19 protein-coding genes and 1 other annotated feature are annotated in these 23,075 nt (G+C 43.9%); of the genes, 12 read left to right on the forward strand and 7 right to left on the reverse strand.

Translation table 11 applies throughout. The features are described from left to right. The first annotated feature begins 89 nt into the window (after nucleotides 1-89). Complete coding sequence (gene ccpA, locus G519_RS0116090; protein ID WP_029195586.1) at nucleotides 90-1,094, forward strand: catabolite control protein A; 1,005 nt, start codon at nucleotides 90-92, stop codon at nucleotides 1,092-1,094. An 88-nt stretch (nucleotides 1,095-1,182) separates the two neighbouring features. After that, a complete protein-coding gene (locus tag G519_RS0116095; RefSeq protein ID WP_029195587.1) occupies nucleotides 1,183-1,884 on the forward strand; it encodes a 5'-methylthioadenosine/adenosylhomocysteine nucleosidase in 702 nt (233 codons plus the stop codon). 48 nt (nucleotides 1,885-1,932) lie between these two features. On the opposite strand, the gene G519_RS0116100 is transcribed toward G519_RS0116095, so the two are convergent. Continuing rightward, nucleotides 1,933-3,117 carry an acetoin utilization protein AcuC gene (locus G519_RS0116100; RefSeq protein ID WP_029195588.1) on the reverse strand — a complete coding sequence of 395 codons (1,185 nt, stop codon included), beginning with the start codon at nucleotides 3,115-3,117 and terminating at the stop codon, nucleotides 1,933-1,935. A gap of 68 nt (nucleotides 3,118-3,185) precedes the next feature. Beyond that, the gene (locus G519_RS0116105) at nucleotides 3,186-3,824 is read right to left on the reverse strand and encodes a GNAT family N-acetyltransferase (protein WP_029195589.1); all 639 of its coding nucleotides are present in this window, start codon (nucleotides 3,822-3,824) and stop codon (nucleotides 3,186-3,188) included. Nucleotides 3,825-4,047: 223 nt separating this feature from the next. Here G519_RS0116105 and acsA point away from each other — a divergent pair, with 223 nt between their 5' ends. Continuing rightward, nucleotides 4,048-5,772: an acetate--CoA ligase gene (acsA, locus tag G519_RS0116110; RefSeq protein WP_029195590.1), complete on the forward strand. Its 1,725-nt coding sequence runs from the start codon at nucleotides 4,048-4,050 to the stop codon at nucleotides 5,770-5,772. A 210-nt stretch (nucleotides 5,773-5,982) separates the two neighbouring features. Here the strand turns inward: acsA and G519_RS0116115 are convergent, their stop codons facing one another. Further along, entirely contained in the window at nucleotides 5,983-9,129 is a 3,147-nt protein-coding gene (locus tag G519_RS0116115; RefSeq protein WP_029195591.1) for a transglycosylase domain-containing protein, read from the reverse strand. Nucleotides 9,130-9,257: 128 nt separating this feature from the next. Then, nucleotides 9,258-9,535, forward strand: a binding site (T-box leader). A 51-nt stretch (nucleotides 9,536-9,586) separates the two neighbouring features. On the opposite strand from G519_RS0116115, the gene tyrS reads away from it, so the two are divergent. Next, the gene (gene tyrS, locus G519_RS0116120; RefSeq protein WP_029195592.1) at nucleotides 9,587-10,846 is read left to right on the forward strand and encodes a tyrosine--tRNA ligase; all 1,260 of its coding nucleotides are present in this window, start codon (nucleotides 9,587-9,589) and stop codon (nucleotides 10,844-10,846) included. 45 nt (nucleotides 10,847-10,891) lie between these two features. Here tyrS and rpsD read toward each other — a convergent pair whose 3' ends face one another. Continuing rightward, nucleotides 10,892-11,491 carry a 30S ribosomal protein S4 gene (gene rpsD / locus G519_RS0116125; protein ID WP_029195593.1) on the reverse strand — a complete coding sequence of 200 codons (600 nt, stop codon included), beginning with the start codon at nucleotides 11,489-11,491 and terminating at the stop codon, nucleotides 10,892-10,894. A 353-nt stretch (nucleotides 11,492-11,844) separates the two neighbouring features. Here rpsD and G519_RS43260 point away from each other — a divergent pair, with 353 nt between their 5' ends. From G519_RS43260 to G519_RS0116145, 4 genes are all read left to right on the forward strand, one after another. After that, entirely contained in the window at nucleotides 11,845-13,833 is a 1,989-nt protein-coding gene (locus G519_RS43260) for a diguanylate cyclase (RefSeq protein WP_051253434.1), read from the forward strand. 269 nt (nucleotides 13,834-14,102) lie between these two features. Beyond that, complete coding sequence (locus tag G519_RS0116135) at nucleotides 14,103-14,780, forward strand: TVP38/TMEM64 family protein (RefSeq protein WP_244280135.1); 678 nt, start codon at nucleotides 14,103-14,105, stop codon at nucleotides 14,778-14,780. 114 nt (nucleotides 14,781-14,894) lie between these two features. Then, nucleotides 14,895-15,143, forward strand: a complete 249-nt coding sequence (locus G519_RS0116140; protein ID WP_029195595.1) for an HPr family phosphocarrier protein — start codon at nucleotides 14,895-14,897, stop codon at nucleotides 15,141-15,143. A gap of 124 nt (nucleotides 15,144-15,267) precedes the next feature. After that, complete coding sequence (locus G519_RS0116145) at nucleotides 15,268-15,555, forward strand: YlaN family protein (RefSeq protein WP_029195596.1); 288 nt, start codon at nucleotides 15,268-15,270, stop codon at nucleotides 15,553-15,555. A gap of 40 nt (nucleotides 15,556-15,595) precedes the next feature. On the opposite strand, the gene cax is transcribed toward G519_RS0116145, so the two are convergent. Then, nucleotides 15,596-16,642, reverse strand: coding sequence for a calcium/proton exchanger (gene cax / locus G519_RS0116150; protein WP_029195597.1), 1,047 nt, complete (start codon nucleotides 16,640-16,642; stop codon nucleotides 15,596-15,598). A 206-nt stretch (nucleotides 16,643-16,848) separates the two neighbouring features. Between cax and G519_RS0116155 the strand changes: the two genes are divergently transcribed. Then, nucleotides 16,849-17,229, forward strand: coding sequence for an Asp23/Gls24 family envelope stress response protein (locus tag G519_RS0116155; RefSeq protein WP_029195598.1), 381 nt, complete (start codon nucleotides 16,849-16,851; stop codon nucleotides 17,227-17,229). A gap of 18 nt (nucleotides 17,230-17,247) precedes the next feature. Here the strand turns inward: G519_RS0116155 and ftsW are convergent, their stop codons facing one another. Then, nucleotides 17,248-18,417: a putative lipid II flippase FtsW gene (gene ftsW, locus G519_RS0116160; protein WP_029195599.1), complete on the reverse strand. Its 1,170-nt coding sequence runs from the start codon at nucleotides 18,415-18,417 to the stop codon at nucleotides 17,248-17,250. Nucleotides 18,418-18,430: 13 nt separating this feature from the next. Then, nucleotides 18,431-18,778, reverse strand: a complete 348-nt coding sequence (locus G519_RS0116165) for a YugN family protein (RefSeq protein ID WP_029195600.1) — start codon at nucleotides 18,776-18,778, stop codon at nucleotides 18,431-18,433. 205 nt (nucleotides 18,779-18,983) lie between these two features. Here G519_RS0116165 and G519_RS0116170 point away from each other — a divergent pair, with 205 nt between their 5' ends. The 3 genes from G519_RS0116170 to G519_RS47560 all read left to right on the forward strand — a co-directional run bounded on the left by G519_RS0116170 (nucleotide 18,984) and on the right by G519_RS47560 (nucleotide 22,911). Then, on the forward strand, nucleotides 18,984-20,156 hold the full coding sequence (locus G519_RS0116170; protein ID WP_029195601.1) for a M20 family metallopeptidase: 1,173 nt from the start codon (nucleotides 18,984-18,986) through the stop codon (nucleotides 20,154-20,156). A gap of 63 nt (nucleotides 20,157-20,219) precedes the next feature. Continuing rightward, on the forward strand, nucleotides 20,220-20,660 hold the full coding sequence (locus tag G519_RS0116175; RefSeq protein ID WP_029195602.1) for a CBS domain-containing protein: 441 nt from the start codon (nucleotides 20,220-20,222) through the stop codon (nucleotides 20,658-20,660). A 145-nt stretch (nucleotides 20,661-20,805) separates the two neighbouring features. Then, complete coding sequence (locus G519_RS47560) at nucleotides 20,806-22,911, forward strand: PAS domain-containing protein (protein ID WP_051253435.1); 2,106 nt, start codon at nucleotides 20,806-20,808, stop codon at nucleotides 22,909-22,911. Nucleotides 22,912-23,075: the final 164 nt, after the last annotated feature.

Raw genomic sequence — 23,075 nt, forward strand, 5'->3', positions numbered from 1 at the left:
AATATACATTGCAAGATGGATTAATTTGTCGTATCATAACGATAATATACTAGGATCGCAGAATACTTTTGAAAATGGAGAGAGTAACCGTGACCGTAACCATTTATGATGTAGCAAGAGAAGCAGGAGTTTCTATGGCAACCGTTTCTAGGGTTGTAAACAACAATCCTAACGTTAAGCCGCAAACACGCAAGAAGGTTTTTGAAGCCATTGAGCGTCTCGGTTACCGCCCTAATGCGGTAGCAAGGGGTTTAGCGAGTAAGAAGACAACGACCGTTGGTGTTGTCATACCCGATATTTCCAATTCCATTTTTGCTGAAGTAGCACGTGGGATTGAGGATATTGCCAATATGTACCATTACAATATCATTTTGTGTAATGCGGACAAGAAGAAAGAAAAAGAAATTCGTGTTATTAACACTTTGCTTGAGAAGCAGGTTGATGGATTGCTCTTCATGGGTGGCGTTGTAACCGAGGAACATACACAGGCATTCCGTACGTCTTCCGTACCTGTCGTTTTATGCGGCACGAAGGATGAGAATCAAGCCATGGCATCCGTTGATATCGATCACGAGAAAGCCGCTTTCGATGCTGTGAATGTACTGATTGAAGCCGGTCATCGTGATATTGCCATGATATCCGGAACTCTGCATGACCCAGCGAATGGATTTGCGCGTTATCAAGGTTACAAAAAAGCATTGGATGCGGCAGGAATTCCACTGCGTGATGAATATGTTCGCATTGGGAACTATCGTTATGAATCAAGTGTAGACGCTGTGAAATATTTCTTGGAGCTTTCACCAAGACCGACAGCGATCTTCTCTGCAACCGACGAGATGGCGATTGGCGCCATTCACACGATTCAAGACAATGGACTTAGAGTACCGCAAGATATCGCCGTTATTAGCGTGGACAATATCCGCATGGCTTCCATGGTTAGACCGACTTTAACGACAGTTGCACAACCGATGTATGATATCGGCGCAGTGTCAATGCGTCTTCTAACGAAGTTGATGAATAAAGAGTCAACGGATCATATGCAGGTTATCCTGCCGCACGAAATTATTTACCGCAACTCCGTTACACAATCTTAATCAAATCAAACCTCTAAGCGAGGTCATTCCTTCGGGGGTGATCTCGATAGAGGTTTTCTCATGTAGATAAGGGAAAGAGGATAATGAAATGACATGGAATAAAATTGCTCTTATCGGAGCGATGAACGAAGAAATAGAGCTGCTAGTTTCGCATATGACCGATGTGCGTGAAACGATCAAAGCTGGCATTACGTTTCGTGAAGGTACGTATTTTGACAAGCAAGTTGTCGTGTGCCGAACAGGTGTAGGGAAAGTGAATGCGGCAGTGACGACTCAAATTCTAATTGATAACTTCGGCGTCGAAGCTGTTATTTTTACGGGTGTAGCGGGAGCTTTAGATCCAGAGCTGAATATCGGGGATCTTGTGATATCGAGTGAATGCATGCAGCATGACATGGATGTTACAGCACTCGGGTTTGCTCGTGGCGTCATCCCTTATGAAGCGAAATCCATCTTCGAAGCGGATAGCAAGCTTGTTGAGCTGGCTGTTGCTTCAGGTGAAAAGCTGTTTGCAGGCAAGGTTAAAAAGGGGAGAGTACTCTCGGGGGACCAGTTTATTGCAAGCCGAGAAGTGGTTGCTAGCCTGTACGAAGAGCTTGGCGGTGTTTGTGTTGAGATGGAGGGAGCTTCGGTTGCTCAAGTTTGTTCAATGAATGCCACTCCTTATGTCGTGCTACGATCGATGTCCGATAAAGCAGATGGTTCAGCTCATGTTAACTTTGCCGAATTTACCGTTCAAGCATCTGAGAATTCGTACAAAATGGTTGAGGATATCGTGAAGCATCTATAAATAAAAAGAGCTCAGAATGTCGCCGAAGTGGCGGTTCTGAGCTTTTTTCTACTTCAAATACATCATGGCGAGTTCCTTCGTTTGCCGGTTCTTCTCGGTGATCGCTTGGCGCCTTGGAATCGGCGCCCAAGCCTCTACGGGGTCCAGCCACGTATCCACCAGCTGGACCGGGCTCTTGCTCTGCCAGGCGTCGAGCCACGCCTGAGGCAGCTTCAGCTGGGGCTGCGTCTCCAGCTGATCTAAGACCGCCTGCTCGCTCATAACGAGCCAGAGCAGGCTCCAAGCCCGCGGTACGACACGCCAGATGTCGTACCCGCCGCCCCCGAGCGCTATCCAGCGCCCTTCGCACCACTGGTGCGCAAGGGAGTGGATCAGCTCGGGCATAGCCTTGTACACGCGCATGGAGCAATGGACATGCGCGAGCGGGTCGAAAGCATGGGCATCGCACCCATGCTGCGAGATAATGACGTCTGGCTGGAAGCTTCGAATCGTCTCGGTAAGCACCTCGCCGAAGCACTCCAGCCACGACTCATCCTCGGTGTAGGGCTCCACCGGTATGTTAATGCTCTTGCAGAACGCATCGCCTTCGCCGCGTTCGTTCACGGCGCCCGTGCCGGGGAATAAATATTTCCCCGTCTCGTGAATAGAAAGTGTGCATACCTGTGGATCGGCGTAGAAGGCCCACTGTACGCCATCCCCATGATGCACATCTGTATCGATGTACAGCACCTTGGCGCCGTACATCTCTTTGGCGTGCGCAATCGCCGCGGATGCGTCGTTGTAGACGCAGAAGCCTGCGCCCTTGCTTTGCAGGGCGTGGTGCAATCCGCCGCCCAGGTGAAGGGCGTGTGGAGCCTTGCCGGACATCACCAGCTCGACTGCGGTGATGGAACCGCCCACGACCTTCGCCGTGGTATCATGCATCCCGGCGAAGAAGGGCGTGTCGTCTGTGTCCAGCCCGAAGCGCGTTGCTTCTCGGATCCAAGCAGCTTCCGGCGCGGAACAGCTAAGCGCTTTCACGGCTTCTATGTAAGCGGGTGAATGAACCCGCAGCAGCTCGCTATCTGTCGCGGAGCGAGGTGCCCATAGCGCGCTGTCAGGGAGCGCGCCGGCTTTTCGCAGCAAATCCACCGTCATTGTCAGACGATCTTGATTAAACGGGTGATTTTCATTAAATTTATATTGAATTTCTTGATCATCATAGATAAAGACAGGACTTGCCTTCTTGTTCATATCCCTAATTCCCCCGAATGGACTAACAATTTCGCTTGAAGCTCTAGAATCCTGCGATTACATAGAAATTAATACATGAACCGCTGCTGAAAACGAATGCGATCAAACTGTTCAATGGAAGAGATCGGCACCTCTTTACCGATTCTAACCATTAGGCAGTTGGCTGGATGTGAGCATATTTCTGGGTCATCCGTAGCAAACCAGATCATGTCGATGCTTTTCATCAGCTTCTCCATCATTTGACGGTATTCCCAGACCGTTAATTTGCTTGTTTCCAAGTCCCAATGCCAATAATACTCCGTGGTGAAACAGATGACATTCTCCATCTGCTCTTCTTCGAAAGCGAGTCGAATCATCTTTTTCCCTAATCCGATGGATCGGTAGTCGTCTGCAACTTCGATGGCGCCGAGTTCAATTAAATCCTGCATATGACCCTGTGACCAACGCTCAATTTCGTCTGGGTAGTGAAAGGTGACATAGCCGATAATGGTGGAGCCGACTCTTGCAATGATGATACGACCTTCAGGTAATTGTGCGATTTCGACTAGAGCCTCTAATTGCTCCTTGGGTCTGCGGAACGCATCTAATTTGGTATGCATAATAAGCTCTTGCAAACTTTCTGCTGAAACAGGGCCTTCTATGATAATTTCGGGCTGATCAGGAGCTGCGCGCAGGCTGTGTGAGTGGTATATTTTGATATGCTGCATAACCTTAGCCCTCCTTTTAAAAAACAGCATGATGAACGTTTCCTCTTCCGTTAGGTCATAGTATTCTTATACCAAACTTTGGTTGGAATTAAAAGACGAATTTTTAACGTAGGCGAATATTTCCTAGTATGATATAATAGAATATGTCAAAAATCGATCACATTTTGCTTGAAATAGTCAGTAAAATGAAAACGGTTTACCACGTGAGGAGGGTTTTACGTACATGGATCAAATGAAAGTTGAACTCATTGAAGCTGTATCCCCTAATCCTAACATGAACAATTATGAAGAAACACATGCGTCATTTGATTGGAAAGACATTGAGAAGAGCTTTTCCTGGTATGAAACAGGTAAAGTTAACATGGCTTATGAAGCCATTGACCGCCATGCAGATTCATCCAAAAAGGACAAAATCGCTCTGTACTACAGCGATAATCAGCGAGAAGAAGCAATCACTTTTGGGCAAATGAAAGCAAAGTCCAATCAGTTTGGTAATGTGCTTCGAGGACTTGGCGTTGGTAAAGGCGAGCGCGTTTTCATCTTCATGCCGCGCACACCGGAACTTTACTATTCCTTACTCGGAACCCTCAAAGTAGGCGCTGTTGTTGGGCCGTTATTTGAGGCTTTCATGGAAACGGCAGTCAGAGACCGTTTGGAAGACAGTGAAGCCGTAGCGATCGTTACGACACCAAGTTTACTATCGCGTGTTCCTTTTAATGAGCTTCCACATTTGAAGCATGTCATTCTCGTTGGAGATAACGTGGAGCTAGCTGAAGGACAAGTTGATTTCTACAAAGAGATGGAAAGCGCTTCAACAGAACTTGACATCGAGTGGCTGGATCGTGAGGATGGATTAATTATCCATTATACGTCTGGTTCAACAGGTAAACCAAAGGGTGTCTATCACGTTCAAAACGCCATGCTTCAACATTATTATACGGGTAAAATTGTATTAGATCTTAAAGAAGATGATATTTATTGGTGTACAGCGGATCCAGGTTGGGTAACAGGTACCTCCTACGGGATCTTTGCTCCATGGTTAAATGGTGCAACGAATGTCATTCGCGGCGGACGGTTCAGTCCTCAAGATTGGTATAGTACGCTTCAGAAATATAAAGTAACTGTTTGGTACAGTGCGCCAACGGCTTTCCGTATGTTGATGGGTGCCGGTGATGATGTGGTCACTTCATTTGATCTGTCTTCGCTTCGTCACGTACTTAGCGTAGGCGAGCCGTTAAATCCCGAAGTTGTACGTTGGGGGTTAAAAGTTTATAACCAACGTATTCATGATACTTGGTGGATGACTGAAACGGGTGGACAACTCATCTGTAACTATCCATCCATGACGATCAAGCCTGGTTCAATGGGGCGTCCAATTCCGGGCGTTGAAGCGGCTATTATTGATGATGCAGGGAACATTCTGCCTCCTAATCGGATGGGGAACCTAGCTATCAAAACGCCATGGCCTTCGATGATGCGCAAAATTTGGAATAATCCATCTAAATACGAAGAATATTTCCGTTTGACAGGTTGGTACGTTTCCGGAGATTCGGCTTATCAGGATGAAGAGGGTTACTTCTGGTTCCAAGGTCGAGTGGACGATGTGATTAACACAGCAGGCGAGCGCGTAGGTCCTTTCGAGGTGGAGAGTAAGCTCGTTGAGCATCCGGCGGTTGCAGAGGCTGGAGTTATTGGCAAGCCTGACCCGATGCGTGGAGAGATCATTAAAGCGTTTATCGCTCTGCGTGAAGGCTTCACACCATCTGATGAGCTCAAAGCGGATATTTCCAAATTTGTTAAAGAGGGGCTTTCTGCCCATGCGGCTCCTCGTGAAATTGAATTCAAAGACAAGCTGCCTAAGACACGCAGTGGTAAAATTATGCGCCGTGTTCTTAAAGCTTGGGAGCTTAATTTGCCAACTGGCGACTTATCGACGATCGAAGACTAATAAGCAAGCAAGCCTTCCTTGTACCAGATTTCTTGGTGTGAGGGAGGCTTTTTTTAGTAGAAAAGATAGAATAAGTTATATACTTTTGCTTCGCATCTACCTTGACAAACGCGCTCGTCCCTGAAGGACGACGGAGTCGTTTATCCTTGTATATTTAAGCTTTTGGAAAATAACAAAGACCCGGTTATCCGGGTCTTTGTACATCGTGATTTAGTTGTTATAGGCTATAGCGGCTGATGGCTTAGATTCGCCTGCATCATTGACAGCAGTTACTTTATAATAACCGTTGTAAGCTGCTGCGTAATAGTGAAACTCGGTCGCATCACTCACAGAACCAAGCTTCTTAAAAGTGCCTTTTTCTTTATCACTAAAATAGACTTGATACTGCTTTACTTTATCCTTGGACGCATTGGCTTTCCAGGTTAAAACCACACCTGCGCCATCTGCTTTGGCTTTAATACCGGTTGGTGCAGCAGGCAGGTCCTTTGCACTTCCATGGTTACCATTGTCGGTTCCGATGGGTTCACCGATTCCGCCGTTGGAGTCTGAAGGAGGGTTAGTCGCTCCTGGAATTTGATTGCCGTCGACAGAAGGTACGAACAATGAATCTAGCGAGCTTCCATCTGTATAAGAGGAGCGGCTAGGTACCGATTCTTTCCCCGCTACATCGACTGCTGTTACATAATAACCGATTAAGCTAGTTCCTGGGATTTGATCGGTAAATTTCGTCTCAGCCCCTGCCAAGACCACTTTGCCGCCCATGAGCTGGAACTTGCCGCGGTTATCGGAACGATAAATGCGATAGCCGACGATATCAGGATTCGGACTTGCCTGGAAGGCAATGGTTGCTGTATCACCGGACTTTGTTGTTATAACGTTCGTTGGTGCTGCAGGCTCTTTACCGTCATCAACCCGAGGGTCAACTTCGGATGGTGCGTCATCGTCATAATCGGTAGGCTTATAATTATCGATCGGCTTACGGCTTTTTTCAGGAAGTTTACTCATGGCTACTTCGATTTCTTTGAGCAATTGACTGATCGATTTTTGCCTTTTAATAACTGTTTTCTCTTGCACGAAATCTGCCGGCGTATTATCTTGTGCCATGTAATTTAGCCCGCCATATGAACTGATTTTCATCCGTACCATCACATTGTCGACATCAGTTGGCACATATTTCTTGTTGAAAAGATCAGTAACTAAAAGATCGGACTTCGTCGTTAATTCGCTCGGAAGCTTACCTGACAAGCTGGAAACGGTTGCCGAGACAATACCTTCCGGTTTTGCGAAAGTTTTGGTAGGGAATAGCTCCGGCTTTTGTTCGATCGTTCGATTCATGATGAGTGCCCATATATCTTTGGCGTGATAGGTTTGATGCATTTGCGATGATTTCAACGACGATGACAATTTATTGATCGGCTGATCGTAGCCGATCCACACGCCAACTGTGATGTCCGGGCTGAATCCCATAAACCAAGCATCGGCATCGTCTTGCGTAGATCCTGTTTTACCTGAAATCTCAATTTTGCCGTATGATTTATATTTTTGCATCAAATCTGTCGCTGTACCTTGGCTAATCACCGTTTTCATCATATCCGTAATTAGATATGCACTTTGCGGAGAGTAGACAGGGGTAGGCTTCAGATCATGCGTATAAATCGTTTTGCCATTCGAATCTTTGATTTCTCGAATCATAAACGTATCATTAAATACGCCTTTATTCGGAATAGAAGCATAAGCGCCAGTCAGTTCCCGCACGGAAGTTCCCTTGCTTAAACCGCCGATTACACCGGTCTGCGCAACGTAATCTTCTTTTTGAATGGACGTGATACCGAGTTTTTTTGCGAAATCCCAGGCATCATTAATGCCTACTTTATTCAAAAATATATCAATGGCAGGGATGTTGTAAGACTGGTTTAGAGCTTTTCTGGCTGTCATTAATCCGTGAAACTTGTGATCCCAGTTTTCTGGAAGATGAAAGCCTTTCACACCGTCTTTTAGAATAATGGGGATATCATCCACGACACTAGCCGGTTGAATGGCCCCTTTCTCTAAGGCAGGTATATAAGCGGCGATTGGCTTCATGGTTGATCCAGGCTGCCTGAATGCTTGTGTGGCGTGATTGAGCTGCTCTTCGAAGAAATTGCGCCCCTCAATCATTCCTTTTATAGCTCCAGTTTTAGAATCGATCATGATGGCCCCGACTTGTTCCATGCCCTTTTTATCGTCTGTAGGGGCGAAGTTTTTCTCATTACTCGAGATTTCATGCATGGAATCATAAATCGTCTTATCAATGGTTGTATAGATTTGATAACCGCCACGTAAGAGCTGAGTATGTATGCCTTTTAATGCTTCATTATAAGCGGCCTGATTTTTCTTAGGATCAAGATCAGGCTTTTGGATCTTCAACAAAATTTCGGCTGCTTCTTGCTCTGTTTCAATCATTAGGTAAGGATAAGTCGTATAAGCCTTCTGAGCCGCAGCGGGCATGGAAGCTTTGAGATCAAACTTAAGTGCTTCTTGGTACTGTTCGTTCGTAATTTTCTTTTCTTCCAGCATCCGTTTGAGTACTAATTGTTCACGAGTAACCGCTTTTTTGAACCCATCTTCATCAAACTCGGGCTTACTTGTGAAGGCAGAGTACTGCGATGGGGATTGCGGCAGACCGGCTAAGTATGCGGCTTGAGCAACGTTTAACTTATCCAGATCGTCGATGTTGAAGAGACCTTTGGCAGCAGCTTTAATTCCATATAGATTATAGCCAGTCGCGCCATTGCCATAAGGAATTTTGTTCAAATAAGCGAGCAAAATTTCATCCTTGGACATTAGGCGTTCCATCCGCAGCGCAAGCAGGAGCTCTCTTGCTTTACGTCCGTCATCTTTGTCTAGTGTTAGAAATACCCGTCTGGCAAGCTGTTGCGTAATCGTACTGCCGCCTGTTTGTACTTCCTCGTTCAGCAGCTTCTGAGTTACTGCGCGGTAAAGTCCGCGGAAATCTATCCCGCGATGGTTGTAGAAGTCTTTGTCTTCAATAGCGAGGACAGCGTCTAACAGTAATTGAGGTATGTCATCTAGCTGAGCGAGACGACGGTCTTCTTCCGTTCGCAATTGCCCTATGACAGTATCGTCATTGAAGTAAGCAAAACCTGTTACTGCATTTTCCTGCATCTGCTGACGTATGGATTCTTCGGTGCGTACAGGATCTTTTTTGACAAGTGCACTCACATACCCGAATGCGGCGGATCCACCAACAATCCCCGCCAAAAAAGCACTAATGATGGTCCACTTTAAGGTAATCCAAGTTACTTTGAATGTCGTTCTCACCCAAGGGCGATTCCATTTAGCGAAAAAATTGCGCATAAGTTCCAATATCCTCCTTACATGAACCCTAATAGTATACCATAATTGCACCTTATGCGGTAATGATGAACCGAAGAAACGATGCCGACATGGTTTGACAACACCTAGAAACATGTGATAAATTTTTATCAAATGCGTAGAAAGATCAGCAGTAGGTAGCTTGTGGATGCTTTCAGAGAGCCGGTGGAGGGTGCGAACCGGTACCTGCAGGTTAGTGAATTACGGTCTTGAGCAGTGGATGGGAACCTGCAGCTACATGAGCTGCACAAGTAGTATTTGCCGATTAAACCCCGTTAAAGGTTCTTGAGTGAAAATAGCTAGCCGTGCACATAACACCTGTTATAGATGTACGTAACTACTGTTTTAATTAGGGTGGTACCGCGAGTCAAGTCTTCTCGTCCCTTTGTGGATAAGAAGGCTTTTTTTGTATGTTTAAAGAAAAAGGAGATGGATGAACATGGATATTTTGAAGGATTTGGAGTTTCGTGGGCTGCTGCATCAAATTACGGATCGAGAGGGCTTAGACAAAAAGCTAAGCGAGGAGCGTGTTACGCTTTATTGCGGCTTTGACCCGACTGCAGACAGCTTGCATATCGGCAGCTTGCTGCCTATTCTAACGCTGAGACGTTTTCAGCTCGCAGGTCATATTCCTTTGGCACTCGTTGGCGGGGGAACCGGTTTAATCGGTGATCCAAGCGGGAAAGCCAATGAGCGAACACTTAATGGACCTGAAGTTGTCGAGGCTTGGTCACAAAGCATCAAAAAGCAGTTATCTCGATTTCTCGACTTCTCGACTGAAATTGAAAATAGTGCAGAGCTAGTCAACAATTACGATTGGCTTGGATCGCTGAATGTCATCGAATTCCTTCGTGATGTAGGCAAAAATTTTACCGTCAATTACATGTTGGCCAAAGATTCTGTTGATTCACGGATCTCCAAAGGGATTTCTTTCACAGAGTTCAGCTACATGATTCTGCAATCTTACGATTTCCTGAAGCTCAATGAAACCAAAAATTGCTCCGTGCAAATTGGCGGAAGTGACCAATGGGGCAATATTACGGCTGGTCTTGAGCTTATCGGTAAATCCACAGATAAACGTGCTTACGGAGTAACCTTGCCGCTTGTGACAAAGAGTGATGGTCAAAAGTTCGGAAAGACAGAAGGCGGAGCTATTTGGTTAGATGCTAGCAAAACGTCTCCTTACCAGTTCTACCAATTTTGGTTAGGCACTGCCGACAATGATGTCATCCGTTTCCTGAAATACTTTACTTTCGTTTCTCATGAGGAAATCGAACGACTCGAAGAAGAAGTACAGGCTCAGCCTGAGAAGAGGGAAGCTCAGAAATTACTTGCCCGCGAAGTTACGAAGCTTGTACACGGTGGAGACGCGTTAGAAAGTGCTCTTAACATTACAACGGCTTTATTCAGTGGTAATATTCAGGAGCTTTCTCGTACAGAAATTGAAGAAGCGTTCAAGGATGTTCCATCTACAACGATAGATCAAGATGATATTGCGTTGGTTGATTTGCTGATATCCGTAGGAGCGGCACCGTCTAAACGTCAAGCACGTCAAGATATTGAAAGTGGAGCTGTCACGGTCAACGGTGTTAAAGTGACGCAATTCGATGCAGCAGCCAAAGATTTGGGTAGACTCGGAGAGACTTACATTATTATTCGCCGCGGTAAAAAGAATTACTATCTTGTACAGTTTGCTTAACGAAAAATAAGCCCCTCAGGGAAATCCCAGAGGGGCTTGCTTTTATTAACGGCTGTAGAACTCGACGATTTGTTTCTCGTCAATTTCTTGTGGAAGCTCAGAACGTTCTGGCAAACGGATGTACTTGCCTTCTACGCTTGCGTCGTTGAACTCAAGGTAAGTTGGCAGGTAGTTACGGTTAGCAAGAGCTTCTTTCACTGCGGAAAGACCTTTGCTTCTTTCACGAAGAGCAATAACGTCGCCTGTAGATACGATGTAAGAAGCGATATCTACTTTTTTGCCGTTCACAGTTACGTGACCGTGAGCAACTAGTTGACGCGCGCCTGCGCGGGAGTTGGAAAGACCAAGACGGTAAACCAAGTTGTCCAAACGGCTTTCAAGCAAGATCATGAAGTTCTCACCGGCAATACCTTTAAGTTTGGAAGCTTTATCGAACAAGTTGCGGAATTGCTTCTCGTTCAAACCGTACATGTGACGAAGCTTTTGTTTTTCATTTAATTGAACGCCATAGCCGCTCATTTTTTTGCGTTGTCCTGGGCCATGTTGACCTGGAGGGAATGGGCGTTTCAAGTCTTTGCCGTTACCGCTCAAAGAGATACCAACACGACGGCTTAATTTAAATTTAGGTCCTGTATAACGTGACATTTAGGAAAAACTCCTTCTTTTCAACAATTAGTTTAGTAGATAGCATCTAGATGTCAGGGTGAAGACAAGTGCCTGGTTTTGCTTACGAATCATACTGTGATTCCCTGACAAGAGTAGTTCAGCCGCTGTCTTGGCAGGAGCAAAAGCAGTGAGGGTGATCACAATTGGCATTCACCGAAATCATGTTGTTACTCGACTTCTAATTTTATTAAAAACAGGGGCATGTGTCAAGTCTCAATCCTTTAAAGTGATTCTAAAAAATCGTGCAATACGCACGGAAAAATAGTATGATAATATGAGTTAAGATTTTGCCTGGTTCTATAGGACTACAGTTTGTTGGTGAAGGAGAGCCTATGAGTGAATCACTTCGTAGTTTGATACAACAAAGTCGTACAGAACACTTCGAAGAGTTTCTTCGGCAAGGACTTGTTCTTTCTAGCAACTTTTCCTATTGGGAATCCGATGGCCATCACGTCGTTCGAGATGCTTTTGATGAATGGATTCACCAATTCGGGCAAGCGATGCTGCCGCCTCAAACCGCACTGTTATGCGTGGATACGGATCTGAAAGTGGTTAATGCTTGCTCCCATGATACCCCTCTTACTGATTCATTGCTGCAGGTAGGAGCATCATGGAACTACGCAGAACGCAATGACAATCCGCTGGTACGATGTGCTGAAAATCCTAAAATGCATATCATGACTAGCGAAGAAATGAGCGCAAAAGAACTGAAGTCAGTTTTGGCTGCTTCGATTCCAGTCCTAGATCCACAAGGGATTCCAATTCTTTACTTGGGACTATTTTCCCATATGATTACAGAAGCAGATGAACTTGCGCAATTGTTCTATATCATTTCCCTTGCTTTCCAAGGCAGTTTGCAGAGCGTGGAGGATCGTCGCAAGTACGACCACTTGTTTATGCAGCATCTAAATAGGGAACTTGAGTTTAAGAAGCATGATATTTTATTTGAGGCATCTAAGAAGCTACATGCCAAAATTGATGTCGATTCGGTGTTGACCGAAGTCATTGAATGCATGCATAGCGTTTATCCCAATATACAAGTAGATTTATTGCTTTCACAGGATAATGACTCTACGAATCTATCCGTAAAGCCTTTGAATTTCCAAAGTGCGGAGGATGACATTCTAACGCGTGCTTTTATGGAAGGGCAGGTCATATTTGAACCTTCTTCCGAGAGCAGTGGTCCAAGTACAGGTCAAATAGCAGCTCCATTATCAGGTAAACAGGGCGTATATGGTGTGTTATATATGACCTCTAACAACGATTTGATTCATGCATCGGATTTGCAATTCATATCATTGCTTGCCGATACAGCGGGTTCAGCTTTTGAAAACGCTAAATTGTATGAGCAGTCCAACTTAATGATTAACGAGCTTCGACTAATTAATGATATTACCAAGCAGTTAAATCAGAGCTTGCGTTTAAACGAAATCTTTAATTCAGCCTCGAGCGAGATTTTAAGTATTTTCGGCGCGGATTATAGTTGTATTTTGCAGGCGGATAAAAATAGTGAGAATTTAATCGTACAAGCAACTAATTTGCCAGCCATGTTTCATGAGACCTTTACCATAGGTCAAGGCTTTTCTGGCGCTGTCTATACCTCCAAAGAACCGATTATTATTTCAGACTATTGGAGCAATGACAAGGTCGAGTCAAAGCTGATGAAGTTAACTAACTCCCGCTCGCTGATTGGTTCGCCGATACTCGTGAATGGACAAGTTGAGGGCGTTATTCTAGTCGTGCATAGCAAGCCAAATTTCTTTTCCTATGATAATTATAAATTGCTGCAGGTTCTTTCGGGTCATATTGGACTTGCTATGACGAATGCTTCCCTGCATGCTGAAGTGAAACGAATGGTTATTACAGACAATCTTACAGGACTATATGTACGTCATTATTTGGACGAGCAGGCTAATTCGATGCAAAAAAAGGATTTTTGCGGCTCACTAATCGTTGTTGATATAGATAATTTCAAACGGGTTAATGATACCTACGGCCATCAGGTAGGCGATAAAATCTTGATCCAGGTAAGTCAGATTATTAAAACTAGCATTAGGGATAGTGATATTGCAGCAAGGTGGGGCGGGGAAGAGCTAGCGGTCTATTTACCGCAAGTAGTCAAGTCTCAAACGCTTCGAATCGCAGAGCGTATACGTATTCGTGTTCTAGAGGAGACTAATCCGCAAGTAACCGTTTCCTGTGGTGTTTCGGATTGGAATTGGGAAGAAGATAAGATTAGTGTAGAATCACTGTTCTATCGGGCAGATATGGCTCTCTATCAAGCGAAAAATAACGGCCGCAACCAAATTCGAATCGGTTAGTAACGAGCACTTGTCTAAGGACAGGTGCTTTTCCTTCGCTGTAACACTTTCAAATCAAGGAACCTGGACGCGCAATGTGCAAAAAATGTCGATAAAAGGTTATCTAATCTAATAAATTTGTAGAGGCAGGGAAAACTACACAAAGGATGGAAATATGATAGGGTACTTCACCATTATAGAACCAGACAACTCCTCAATTTTCTCTTCCTGAACCTTCTGTAAAATGTTACAATGATGTGGTCTAAGGGAAGGATGGTCGAAATTTGTCGGTGTTAAACAAAAAAAACATTTTGTTAGTTTTATTTATTTGTATTGTGCTCGTTGCTCTGATTGCCTTTTTATTTTATAACCCTACAGGCATTAAACTTACTCATAGTAATATGCGACAGCTATCTGAACATTTAAGGGACATTGGTTGGCCCGGTAAAATCATCGGAATGGCTTTAATTTTTTTTCAAACGTTCTTTCCGTTTATTCCGTTTGTTGTTGTTGCAGGTACGAATGTAGCTATTTTCGGTATTAAAATGGGGTTTCTTGTTAATTACATAATGTCTTGTCTGGGAGCAATCTCGTCTTTTTACTTTGCTCGCTATTATGGACATGCATGGGTGGAGAAAAAGCTAGACCGATTTCCGTTAGTGACGCAGTTTAGTAAGCGAATGGAGAAGCGAGGATTCTTGTATGTTCTTCTAGGGAGATTGATTCCGATTTTACCTTCCTCGGCGATTAATTTTGGTGCAGGGCTAACTCGAATGCGATTTACTCATTTTCTATGGGGTACCTTGCTGGGGAAACTGCCGATCGTTTTTCTGGAATCGATGATTGCGCATGATTTATTTCATTTCCAGAAATATAAGGGAAGACTACTTTGGTTGCTAGGTATTTTCGTTGTTTTGATCCTATTAGGGAATGGCGTGAAGAAAGCCTTTGCAGCAAAGACGAAGTGAAGACCTTTACTTGGAGAATGAAGGAAATTTTTAGTTGCGTTAAGTAACCTTTCCAAGTTATCATATAGGGAGCAAGGCGACCAATTCAGATGCAAATAAATGGAGGAATGAAATATGCCAAGTGCTAATAATGCCGCAATTGTTGAAATTTCACAAACAGCTAATAAATTCAGATCGTCAATCGTTCTCCAATATGATAATAAGTATATCGATGTAAAAAGTATCTTAGGATTGTTTACTACATTACTTAGCTCCAGCAATTATGATCTTCATGTTCATGGGCCGGATGCAGAAGAAGCGAAAGTCGCTATGGCGGAAGTATTCGCTAAGCACAATTTGGGCGTAAACGTAGTTCAAGAATAGCGTTCATACTCAAAGAAGGTACTCTCAGAATCTCTGAGGGTACCTTCTCTTGTATATTGATCCAATTTCGCTTAATATAGATCATATAAGGACGGATGACTATGCGTATAGGGGGAAGTTGGGAATGTCTTCATCTGATCTATTGCTGGACATGAATCAAAAAGCGCTTAATCTTCTCCAAGAAGATGCAGATAAAATCGAAAAACTAATCGAAGTGCAAATGGAGAATTTGACAACGCGTCAATGCCCACTGTATGAAGAAGTTTTAGATACGCAAATGTACGGACTTTCTAGAGAAATTGATTTTGCCATTCGAGCGGGACTTATTTCCGAAATACCTGGCAAACAAATTCTCAGCAAGCTTGAACGTAATCTTGCGCAGCTATATGAAGCGTTGAATAACAAAAAGTAACCCTTCACAATGGGTTACTTTTTTTGTCTTTGTTATGTATTTAGACGAGGAAGAATACGACGCCTAGAATGATGTAGACCACGAGCAGCAAAAGTCCTTCATACCAGTTGGTAGAGCCATCTTGGGTTATCGACTTCGTAATAAAGACGGCGACTCCGATGGCAGCAATTTCATAGGTGGAGAAGACAATGTTCATAGGAGTTCCACTTACGAAGAAACTGACAAGTATAAGCACAGGAGCTACGAATAAGGCGATCTGTAACGAACTGCCGATGGCTATTTCTACGGCTGCGCCCATTTTGTTCTTCGTGGCCATCATCACGGCGGCGCTATGCTCTGCGGCATTTCCAATAATGGCAATGAGGAATGCACCTACAAACAGCTCAGATAATCCAAATCTATGGGTGACTTCTTCTAATGTACCCACTAACCATTCACTGGTGAAGGCTACCATGACGGTAGCTAGGATTAGAAAAAGGATGGAAGTTCCTTTGGACCATGCGGCCTCACCATGTTCAATAGCTTCATCAGAAAGTACACTTTTGTGTGTAACCATGGAAAATAGGAGCCAGAGCAAATAGGCGGCTATCAGTAATATCGCGACGATCATGCTCATTGTTGACGTTTCTTTGGTTGTTAATCCGCCTGCGAAGATGGCTGGAATGAATAACGCAACAACCCCAAGAATCATTAAGGAAGAATTGTGTGAAGCAAGTTTTACGTTAAATGACTGTTCTTTGAACTTTAATCCACCTGCAAATATACTAAGTCCCAGTACAAGCAGCAAATTGCCGATAATGGCTCCGGTAAGACTGGCCTTGACAACATCGAACAATCCGTCTCTAACTAAGAAGTACGCAATAATTAACTCAGCTGCGTTACCGAATGTTGCATTGAGGAATCCGCCTACGCGCTCACCTGCATAGTGTGCAACGCTTTCCGTGGCTTTACCTAGAAATCCAGCTACAAAAATGATCGCTATACAAGCAATAATGAACTGAAGTGTTGAATTCAGATGCATGTAATGAGCGATACCCGTTGTAACGAAAGAAATGATTAACCCAATGTAAAACAATTTTCCTTTCAAAGTAAACCCCCCGACTCATTCTTTTATTGGAACTTTTTGACTTCTTTTAATATACATACTTTGGAACCCAATGTAAATTCGATAAGTCCGTTATCGCTGATCTTGCTTTCATCTAGTGAACTTATTACAATAGATTTATACAGAGTGGAGAGACTTTGAGCTTTAAACTTAAAGGTCCCTATATTATATATGAGGAGTTGATCTGTATGTCCGAAGACAATCAAACTGGCTTAATTCGTATTTCTGATGATGTAGTATCGACAATTGCAGGACTTGCAGCTCTGGAGACAGCAGGCATCGCCGGCATGTCAGGCGGTATCTCGGAAGGCTTAGCTAAGCGACTAAGTGGAAAGAATGTGCAGCGCGGTGTGTCTGTTGAAGTTGGGCAAGTGGAAGCAGCCATCGATCTGCGTGTGATCGTCAATTACGGTTCCCGTATTCAGGATGTATGCAGGGATCTCCAAGAAAACGTGAGAGAAGCTGTTGAAAATATGACCGGACTAACCGTGGTGGAAGTCAACGTCAAGGTGGAAGGCGTTGCGTTCAAAGAAGAAGAGACAGCAGACGATCCACATCGTGTAAAATAGAAGAAAGACCCAATGATTTCACTGAAATCGATTGGGTCTTTTTTTGGGTTTTGCATCTTCTTTGTGTGTCTGTTCCCGAGATATACTGAGCAGGATCCCCATGCTGATAAGTGAGACCATCATGGAGGAGCCGCCGGCTGAAATAAAGGGCAAGGTTACACCTGTTAAAGGGATTGTGTTGGTTACTCCGCCGATATTAATAAAGGCTTGAAGGGCAAACATAACCATGATACCAACACCAGTTAGCATACCGAACATATCAGGACTGCGAACTGCAACGAGGATGCCTCGCCATAGGAAGATAAGAAAAATAAGTATAAATAAGGCACTGCCAATGAATCCGAGTTCTTCCCCGATAATCGCAAAAATGAAGTCCGTATGAGCTTCAGGCAAATAATGCAGCTTCTGAATACCTTGACCGAATCCTGCACCGGTCAATCCGCCATGACCAAAAGCGTACAAAGATTGCACAACTTGAAGTCCATTCCCTTGAGGATCAGAGAAAGGGTCGAGAAAGGAGGTCAGACGGTTTATCCTGTAATTATTATTGGTGTTTCCTTTGAGCAGGTAAAGGGCAACCCCAATAGCGGCAATGGCAACAGAGCCTGTCCCAATAAAGAAAATATGCTTCAAATTGGAGCCGCCGACCATAATGACAATGGCTGCACAAATGAGTAAAATCATACAGGAGCCAAAGTCTGGCTGCAGCATGATTAGAAAGCATACAAACCCAACAATAAGTAGTGCAGGGAGCAGCCCCTTCTTGAAATTACGGAACTTCTCTTCTTTATTACTAATGAGAGAAGCCAAGTAAAGAATAACGATTAACTTGGCGAATTCCGTTGGCTGAATGCCAAATTTACCTACATTAAACCAACTGGCTGCACCATTTGCTTTTGATGTAAAAATAACGAGAACGAGCAGCACTACGATAACAAAAAAAGCAGGAAGAACCAACTTTTTCAGCTTGCTGTAGTGGAGGTTCATGCAAAAAAGCATGCCGACCGTTCCTATTCCTACGGCCATGAGCTGCTTTTTTGTAAAAAACCATGGATCATTGTTAAATTTTTCATAAAAAGCACTCGTCATTGAGCTTGCACTGAAGACCATGGCAAGACCGAAGCAAACAAGTACAAAGGTTAAAAAAAGCAGCAGAAAATCCGGCGTTCCTCTTCGAGGGGGATTCATGCTGTTTCCTCGCCTAGTCTGCTAATAATTGCTGCAGTTGTGCTAATTTTTGATTGGAAATTTTGAGAACGGACTCAGGGATTGGAGAATTGTAATCCAAGCCATGCGGGAACGTTTCTTTACCTATGTACGCATCTTCTAAGAATAAGATTGCATAAGGAGATTCTAGTTTACCGGATTCAACACGAGCATTTACACGTAAGAAATACACGGATTTGCTTGCTTTATCTTCCAATTTAAAATCATAAGTAGCGCGCGTGTATTCCCACTGCCAACGCACGAAACCAAGTTTAGTCGTTACTTCATCCAGGTGAGCCAAATCGCTTTTTAAGCCTTTTAGGCCAGTTGCTTCAATAATCACTTTTAACGCCTCCATATTGTACGTATGCATTCTTTATTCATGATAGTATGTTTCCAAAGGTTCTGCAAGTCGATAGCAACGTCAATTTTCTAATATTTGATGGCACTTTACAGATGAAACATGATCATTTATTTGGTAGAATAGGTTCAATGACACGGGCAAGCGTGAAAAGTTAAGAAACAAGGATGGGCGGAGGATTTTCCTTATGAACGATTTTCAAGCTAGCTTACAAGCGAATTATGAAGAAATGGTTGCCTGGAGACGCTACTTACATCAACATCCAGAACTCTCATTCCATGAATATCGCACCGCTGAATTTGTGGCGAATCATTTGCAAAGTTGGGACATTGAAGTTCGCACAAATGTAGGAGGCAATGGGATTGTCGGACTGCTCCGCGGCAGCAGTGAAGGTCCTACGGTCGCGCTTCGAGCAGACATGGATGCACTTCCTATTCAAGATGAGAAGATGAATTGTGCATACGCTTCACTTACGAAGGGAGTTATGCATGCATGCGGACACGACGCACACACCGCAACACTGCTTAGTATTGCCAAAGTGGCGAGTCAGCATCGCTCTCAACTGAAAGGGAATCTGGTTTTCCTGTTCCAGCATGCTGAAGAAATTACGCCCGGTGGCGCTGATTCCATGATTCAACACGGGGCTCTTGGAGGTGTGGATGCCGTGTTCGGCGTTCATTTATGGACACCATTTCCTGTCGGCCATTTTTATTCCAAAGCAGGTCCCTTAATGGCGGCACCCGACGAATTCACCATTCACATTCAAGGAAAAGGCGGACATGGAGGTTTGCCTCATCAAACCATTGACAGCATTTATGTAGCTTCTCAATTAGTTGTAAATCTTCAATCGATCGTAAGTCGACAAGTAGATCCGATAGAACCATGTGTGGTAAGCGTTGGATCCTTCCACGGAGGCTCTAGCTTCAATGTCATAGCCGAAACGAGTGTGTTGAATGGCACTGTGCGTACTTTCAATGCAGAACTTAGACAAGATGTGAAGGAACGCCTAGAACGGATTGTACATGCCACCTGTGAGATGTATCAGGCTTCCTATAAGATAAACTATAAATTAGGTTACCCTACAGTTGTTAATGACGGGAAAGAAGCTGAGCGTTTCTTCAAAGTCGGTACCGAGTTGTTCGGGGCAGAAGCCGTGCACGAATCCCCACTTATTATGGCCGGAGAGGACTTTTCCTATTATTTGAATCACCGACCAGGTTGTTTTATGTTTGTGGGTGCAGGTAATGTTGAGGCTGGTATCGTTCATCCTCACCATCATCCGAAGTTTGATATTGACGAGAAATCCATGCTAAATGCGGCAAATTTATTATTAGGAATGGCTTTGGATTATATGGCATGAATGTCGTCCTTCCTTTGGAGAATGCTATAGAGGTAAGTTAACTCCAAGGAGGGATTATGGGACATGGCAGGTAAAACAGTAAGGGACATCATGAGTAAAGATTGCGTGACCGTTACTCTTCAAGATAATGTATACGAGATCGCTTTGAAAATGAAACAGCACGATATCGGATTCGTTGCCGTTGTAGAGGGCAAGAAGCTCATTGGTGTTGTAACAGACCGGGACCTTGTTGTTCGCGGATACGCAGAAAAGCATTCTGGTTCTACTGCTGTCGAGAAGGTAATTACGAAGGATATTGCGACAATAACTCCTGATACAACTGTTGATGAAGCCGCCAAAATGATGGCCAAAGATCAAATTCGACGTTTACCTGTAGTAGAGAACGGCGAGCTTGTCGGAATAGTAGCCATCGGTGACCTAGCGGTTCGCGGCAGCTTTGAGGATGAGGCAGGGGAAGCACTTAGTAAAATTTCATCTGACAGAATACTAGTCGGCAGTAAATAAGAATGATCCATATATAAAAGTAAGCAACCTGTTTCCATTCGATGGAGGTAGGTTGCTTTTTTTGTCAGAAAAAATTGTCATCTTTACTACCGATAAGTGATGAGAGATAATGATGCGAAAGGGTAGGGGAGGTTAACAGCTTAGAATGAATAGGGTCGAACACAGCGCATTTATTGGTGTAATTATTCTAGACGCAGGTTGGCATTATACATATATCAACGAATATGCAGCAAAAATTTTAAATCGTACGCCCGATGAATTGTTGGGTAAAGTCGCTTGGGCAGAATTTCCAGCTGCGATACGGTACGCTTGTTACGACCAATTACATAAAGCCTTTAAAAATAAGGTAGAGGTTCATTTTGAAGAATACATAAAATCGTCCAATCAGTGGGTAAGGGTGAGTGCATATCCATTTGGCGGGAGCTTGCATATTGCACTCCATAAACCGGATTTTGCTGAAATTAGTTCATTGCTAGAAAGTGAGTATTACCTAAAATATACAGAGAATTTTCAAGATTTAATCACAGTGACTTCCGTAGATGGTAAATTTCGATATTTATCCCCTGCAATTCAACCTCTGCTTGGTTATGAGGTCGATGAAATGGTCGGTACTCGGATCTTGACGTATTGTCATTCAGATGACACGGAGATTCTGAGGAGTATTTTAATGGATGAAAACCATGCAACTGCTGCAGACCAAGGGATGATCACCTGTCGTTTTTTACATAAAAAAGGTTGGTACGTGTGGTTTGAGAAAAATTACAAATGGATGTTAGATGAGGATGGCAAAAGAAGTCAGATCTTGGGCATTTGGCGCGATATTACGGAACGTAAGCTGGTCGAGGAACGTTTTGTTCAAGCCCAAAGGCTTGGACAATTTGGCAGCTTTGAACGATATCTAAACGATGAGTATTGCATATGGTCCGAGGAAATGTATCGTATCCACGGTCTTGATCCTTTAGATTCCATGGCATTAAGCGAAGCTATTAAGCCAATCGTATCGGATGATCGCGATAAAGTAGCCCTTGCTTTTGAAACAGCGATTCAGGTTGGAATATCAGAAGTCGAGTATAGGATTGTTCGAAATGATGGAGAGGTGCGCCATCTGAAATCTCAAATCGAGCGAGTCATTCGCGATAACGGTCGCACGGCTGTACGGGGACTCATTCATGATATTACAACGTATAAACAAATTGAAACAGAGCTTAAAAGAAGCAAAGCTAATTTGGAAATTGCGCAAGAAATAGCTGGATTGGGTCACTATGATTGGGATGTGATCAGGAATGATTTGTATTGGTCAGATGAGTTGTTTGTGCTGTTCCATATGCGCCGTGAATATTTTGGGAATACAATAGAAGCTTTTTTTAATGCGGTTCATCCGGATGATACAGTTAAAGTGAAAGAGGCCATTCGTGATTCTTTGCATGGCGGTTTACTAGATTTGGTATATCGCATTATTGTGAATGAGACTGAGGTCCGAATGATTCATACCATGGCCAAAACGACCTATGACGAATGGGGGAGACCGCTGCGCCTCTTTGGAACGATGCAGGATATCACCATACAAAAACAGACAGAAGAGCTTCTTCGCAAAACGGAAAAATTGAATGTTGCTGGACAATTGGCTGCTGGAATCGCACATGAGATTCGTAATCCGCTTACGGCACTCAAAGGCTTTGCCAAGCTGATGTGTCAAGCAAACGAAGAAAGCAAGCTTCGGTATTTTCAGATCATGCAGGAAGAATTTAACCGTATCGAGCTGATTTTGGGCGAGCTTCTGATTCTAGCTAAGCCACAGGTCGTAGCGTTCAAACCTCACGATACGAAGGCTATTTTAAGTGAAGTCATTGAATTACTGAATACAGAGGCAATCATGAGCGATGTGATCATCGAACTAGATTGTGAACCTGATCTTCCTCTGGTTAAATGTGAGCGAAATCAATTGAAGCAGGTTTTCGTGAATATGATTAAAAATGCCATTGAGGCGATGCCAAATGGAGGCGGCCTGGATGTTTCTGTGAAAAAGGCTGCTGGCGGTGTAGCGCTCTATTTCGCAGATCAGGGATTGGGTATATCGGAGGAGCGGCTGCCGCGCATAGGGGAACCCTTTTATACGACCAAAGAGAAGGGAACTGGGCTTGGCGTCATGGTGAGCTTCGCGATTATCGATGAACATCAAGGACATATCGAATATCAAAGTAAGCTTGGCGTTGGCACCACGGTCCTTATCCAACTGCCAGCTTTTTCGTGAAAAAAGGAGGGAATGGACCAGGAAACTGGTCTTTTTTCCATTTGTATATATGGTGTAACTGTCAAAGTTCGCAATAAGGAGGTCAATCTGCGACAAGATGCAGTCTTCTAAATATGCTACATTGATAACGTGTTCAATAATTGTGAATCTAACGAGAAAAAGGT

This window comes from Paenibacillus alginolyticus DSM 5050 = NBRC 15375, from assembly GCF_000422905.1.
Taxonomy (GTDB): Bacteria; Bacillota; Bacilli; order Paenibacillales; family NBRC-103111; genus Paenibacillus_E; species Paenibacillus_E alginolyticus.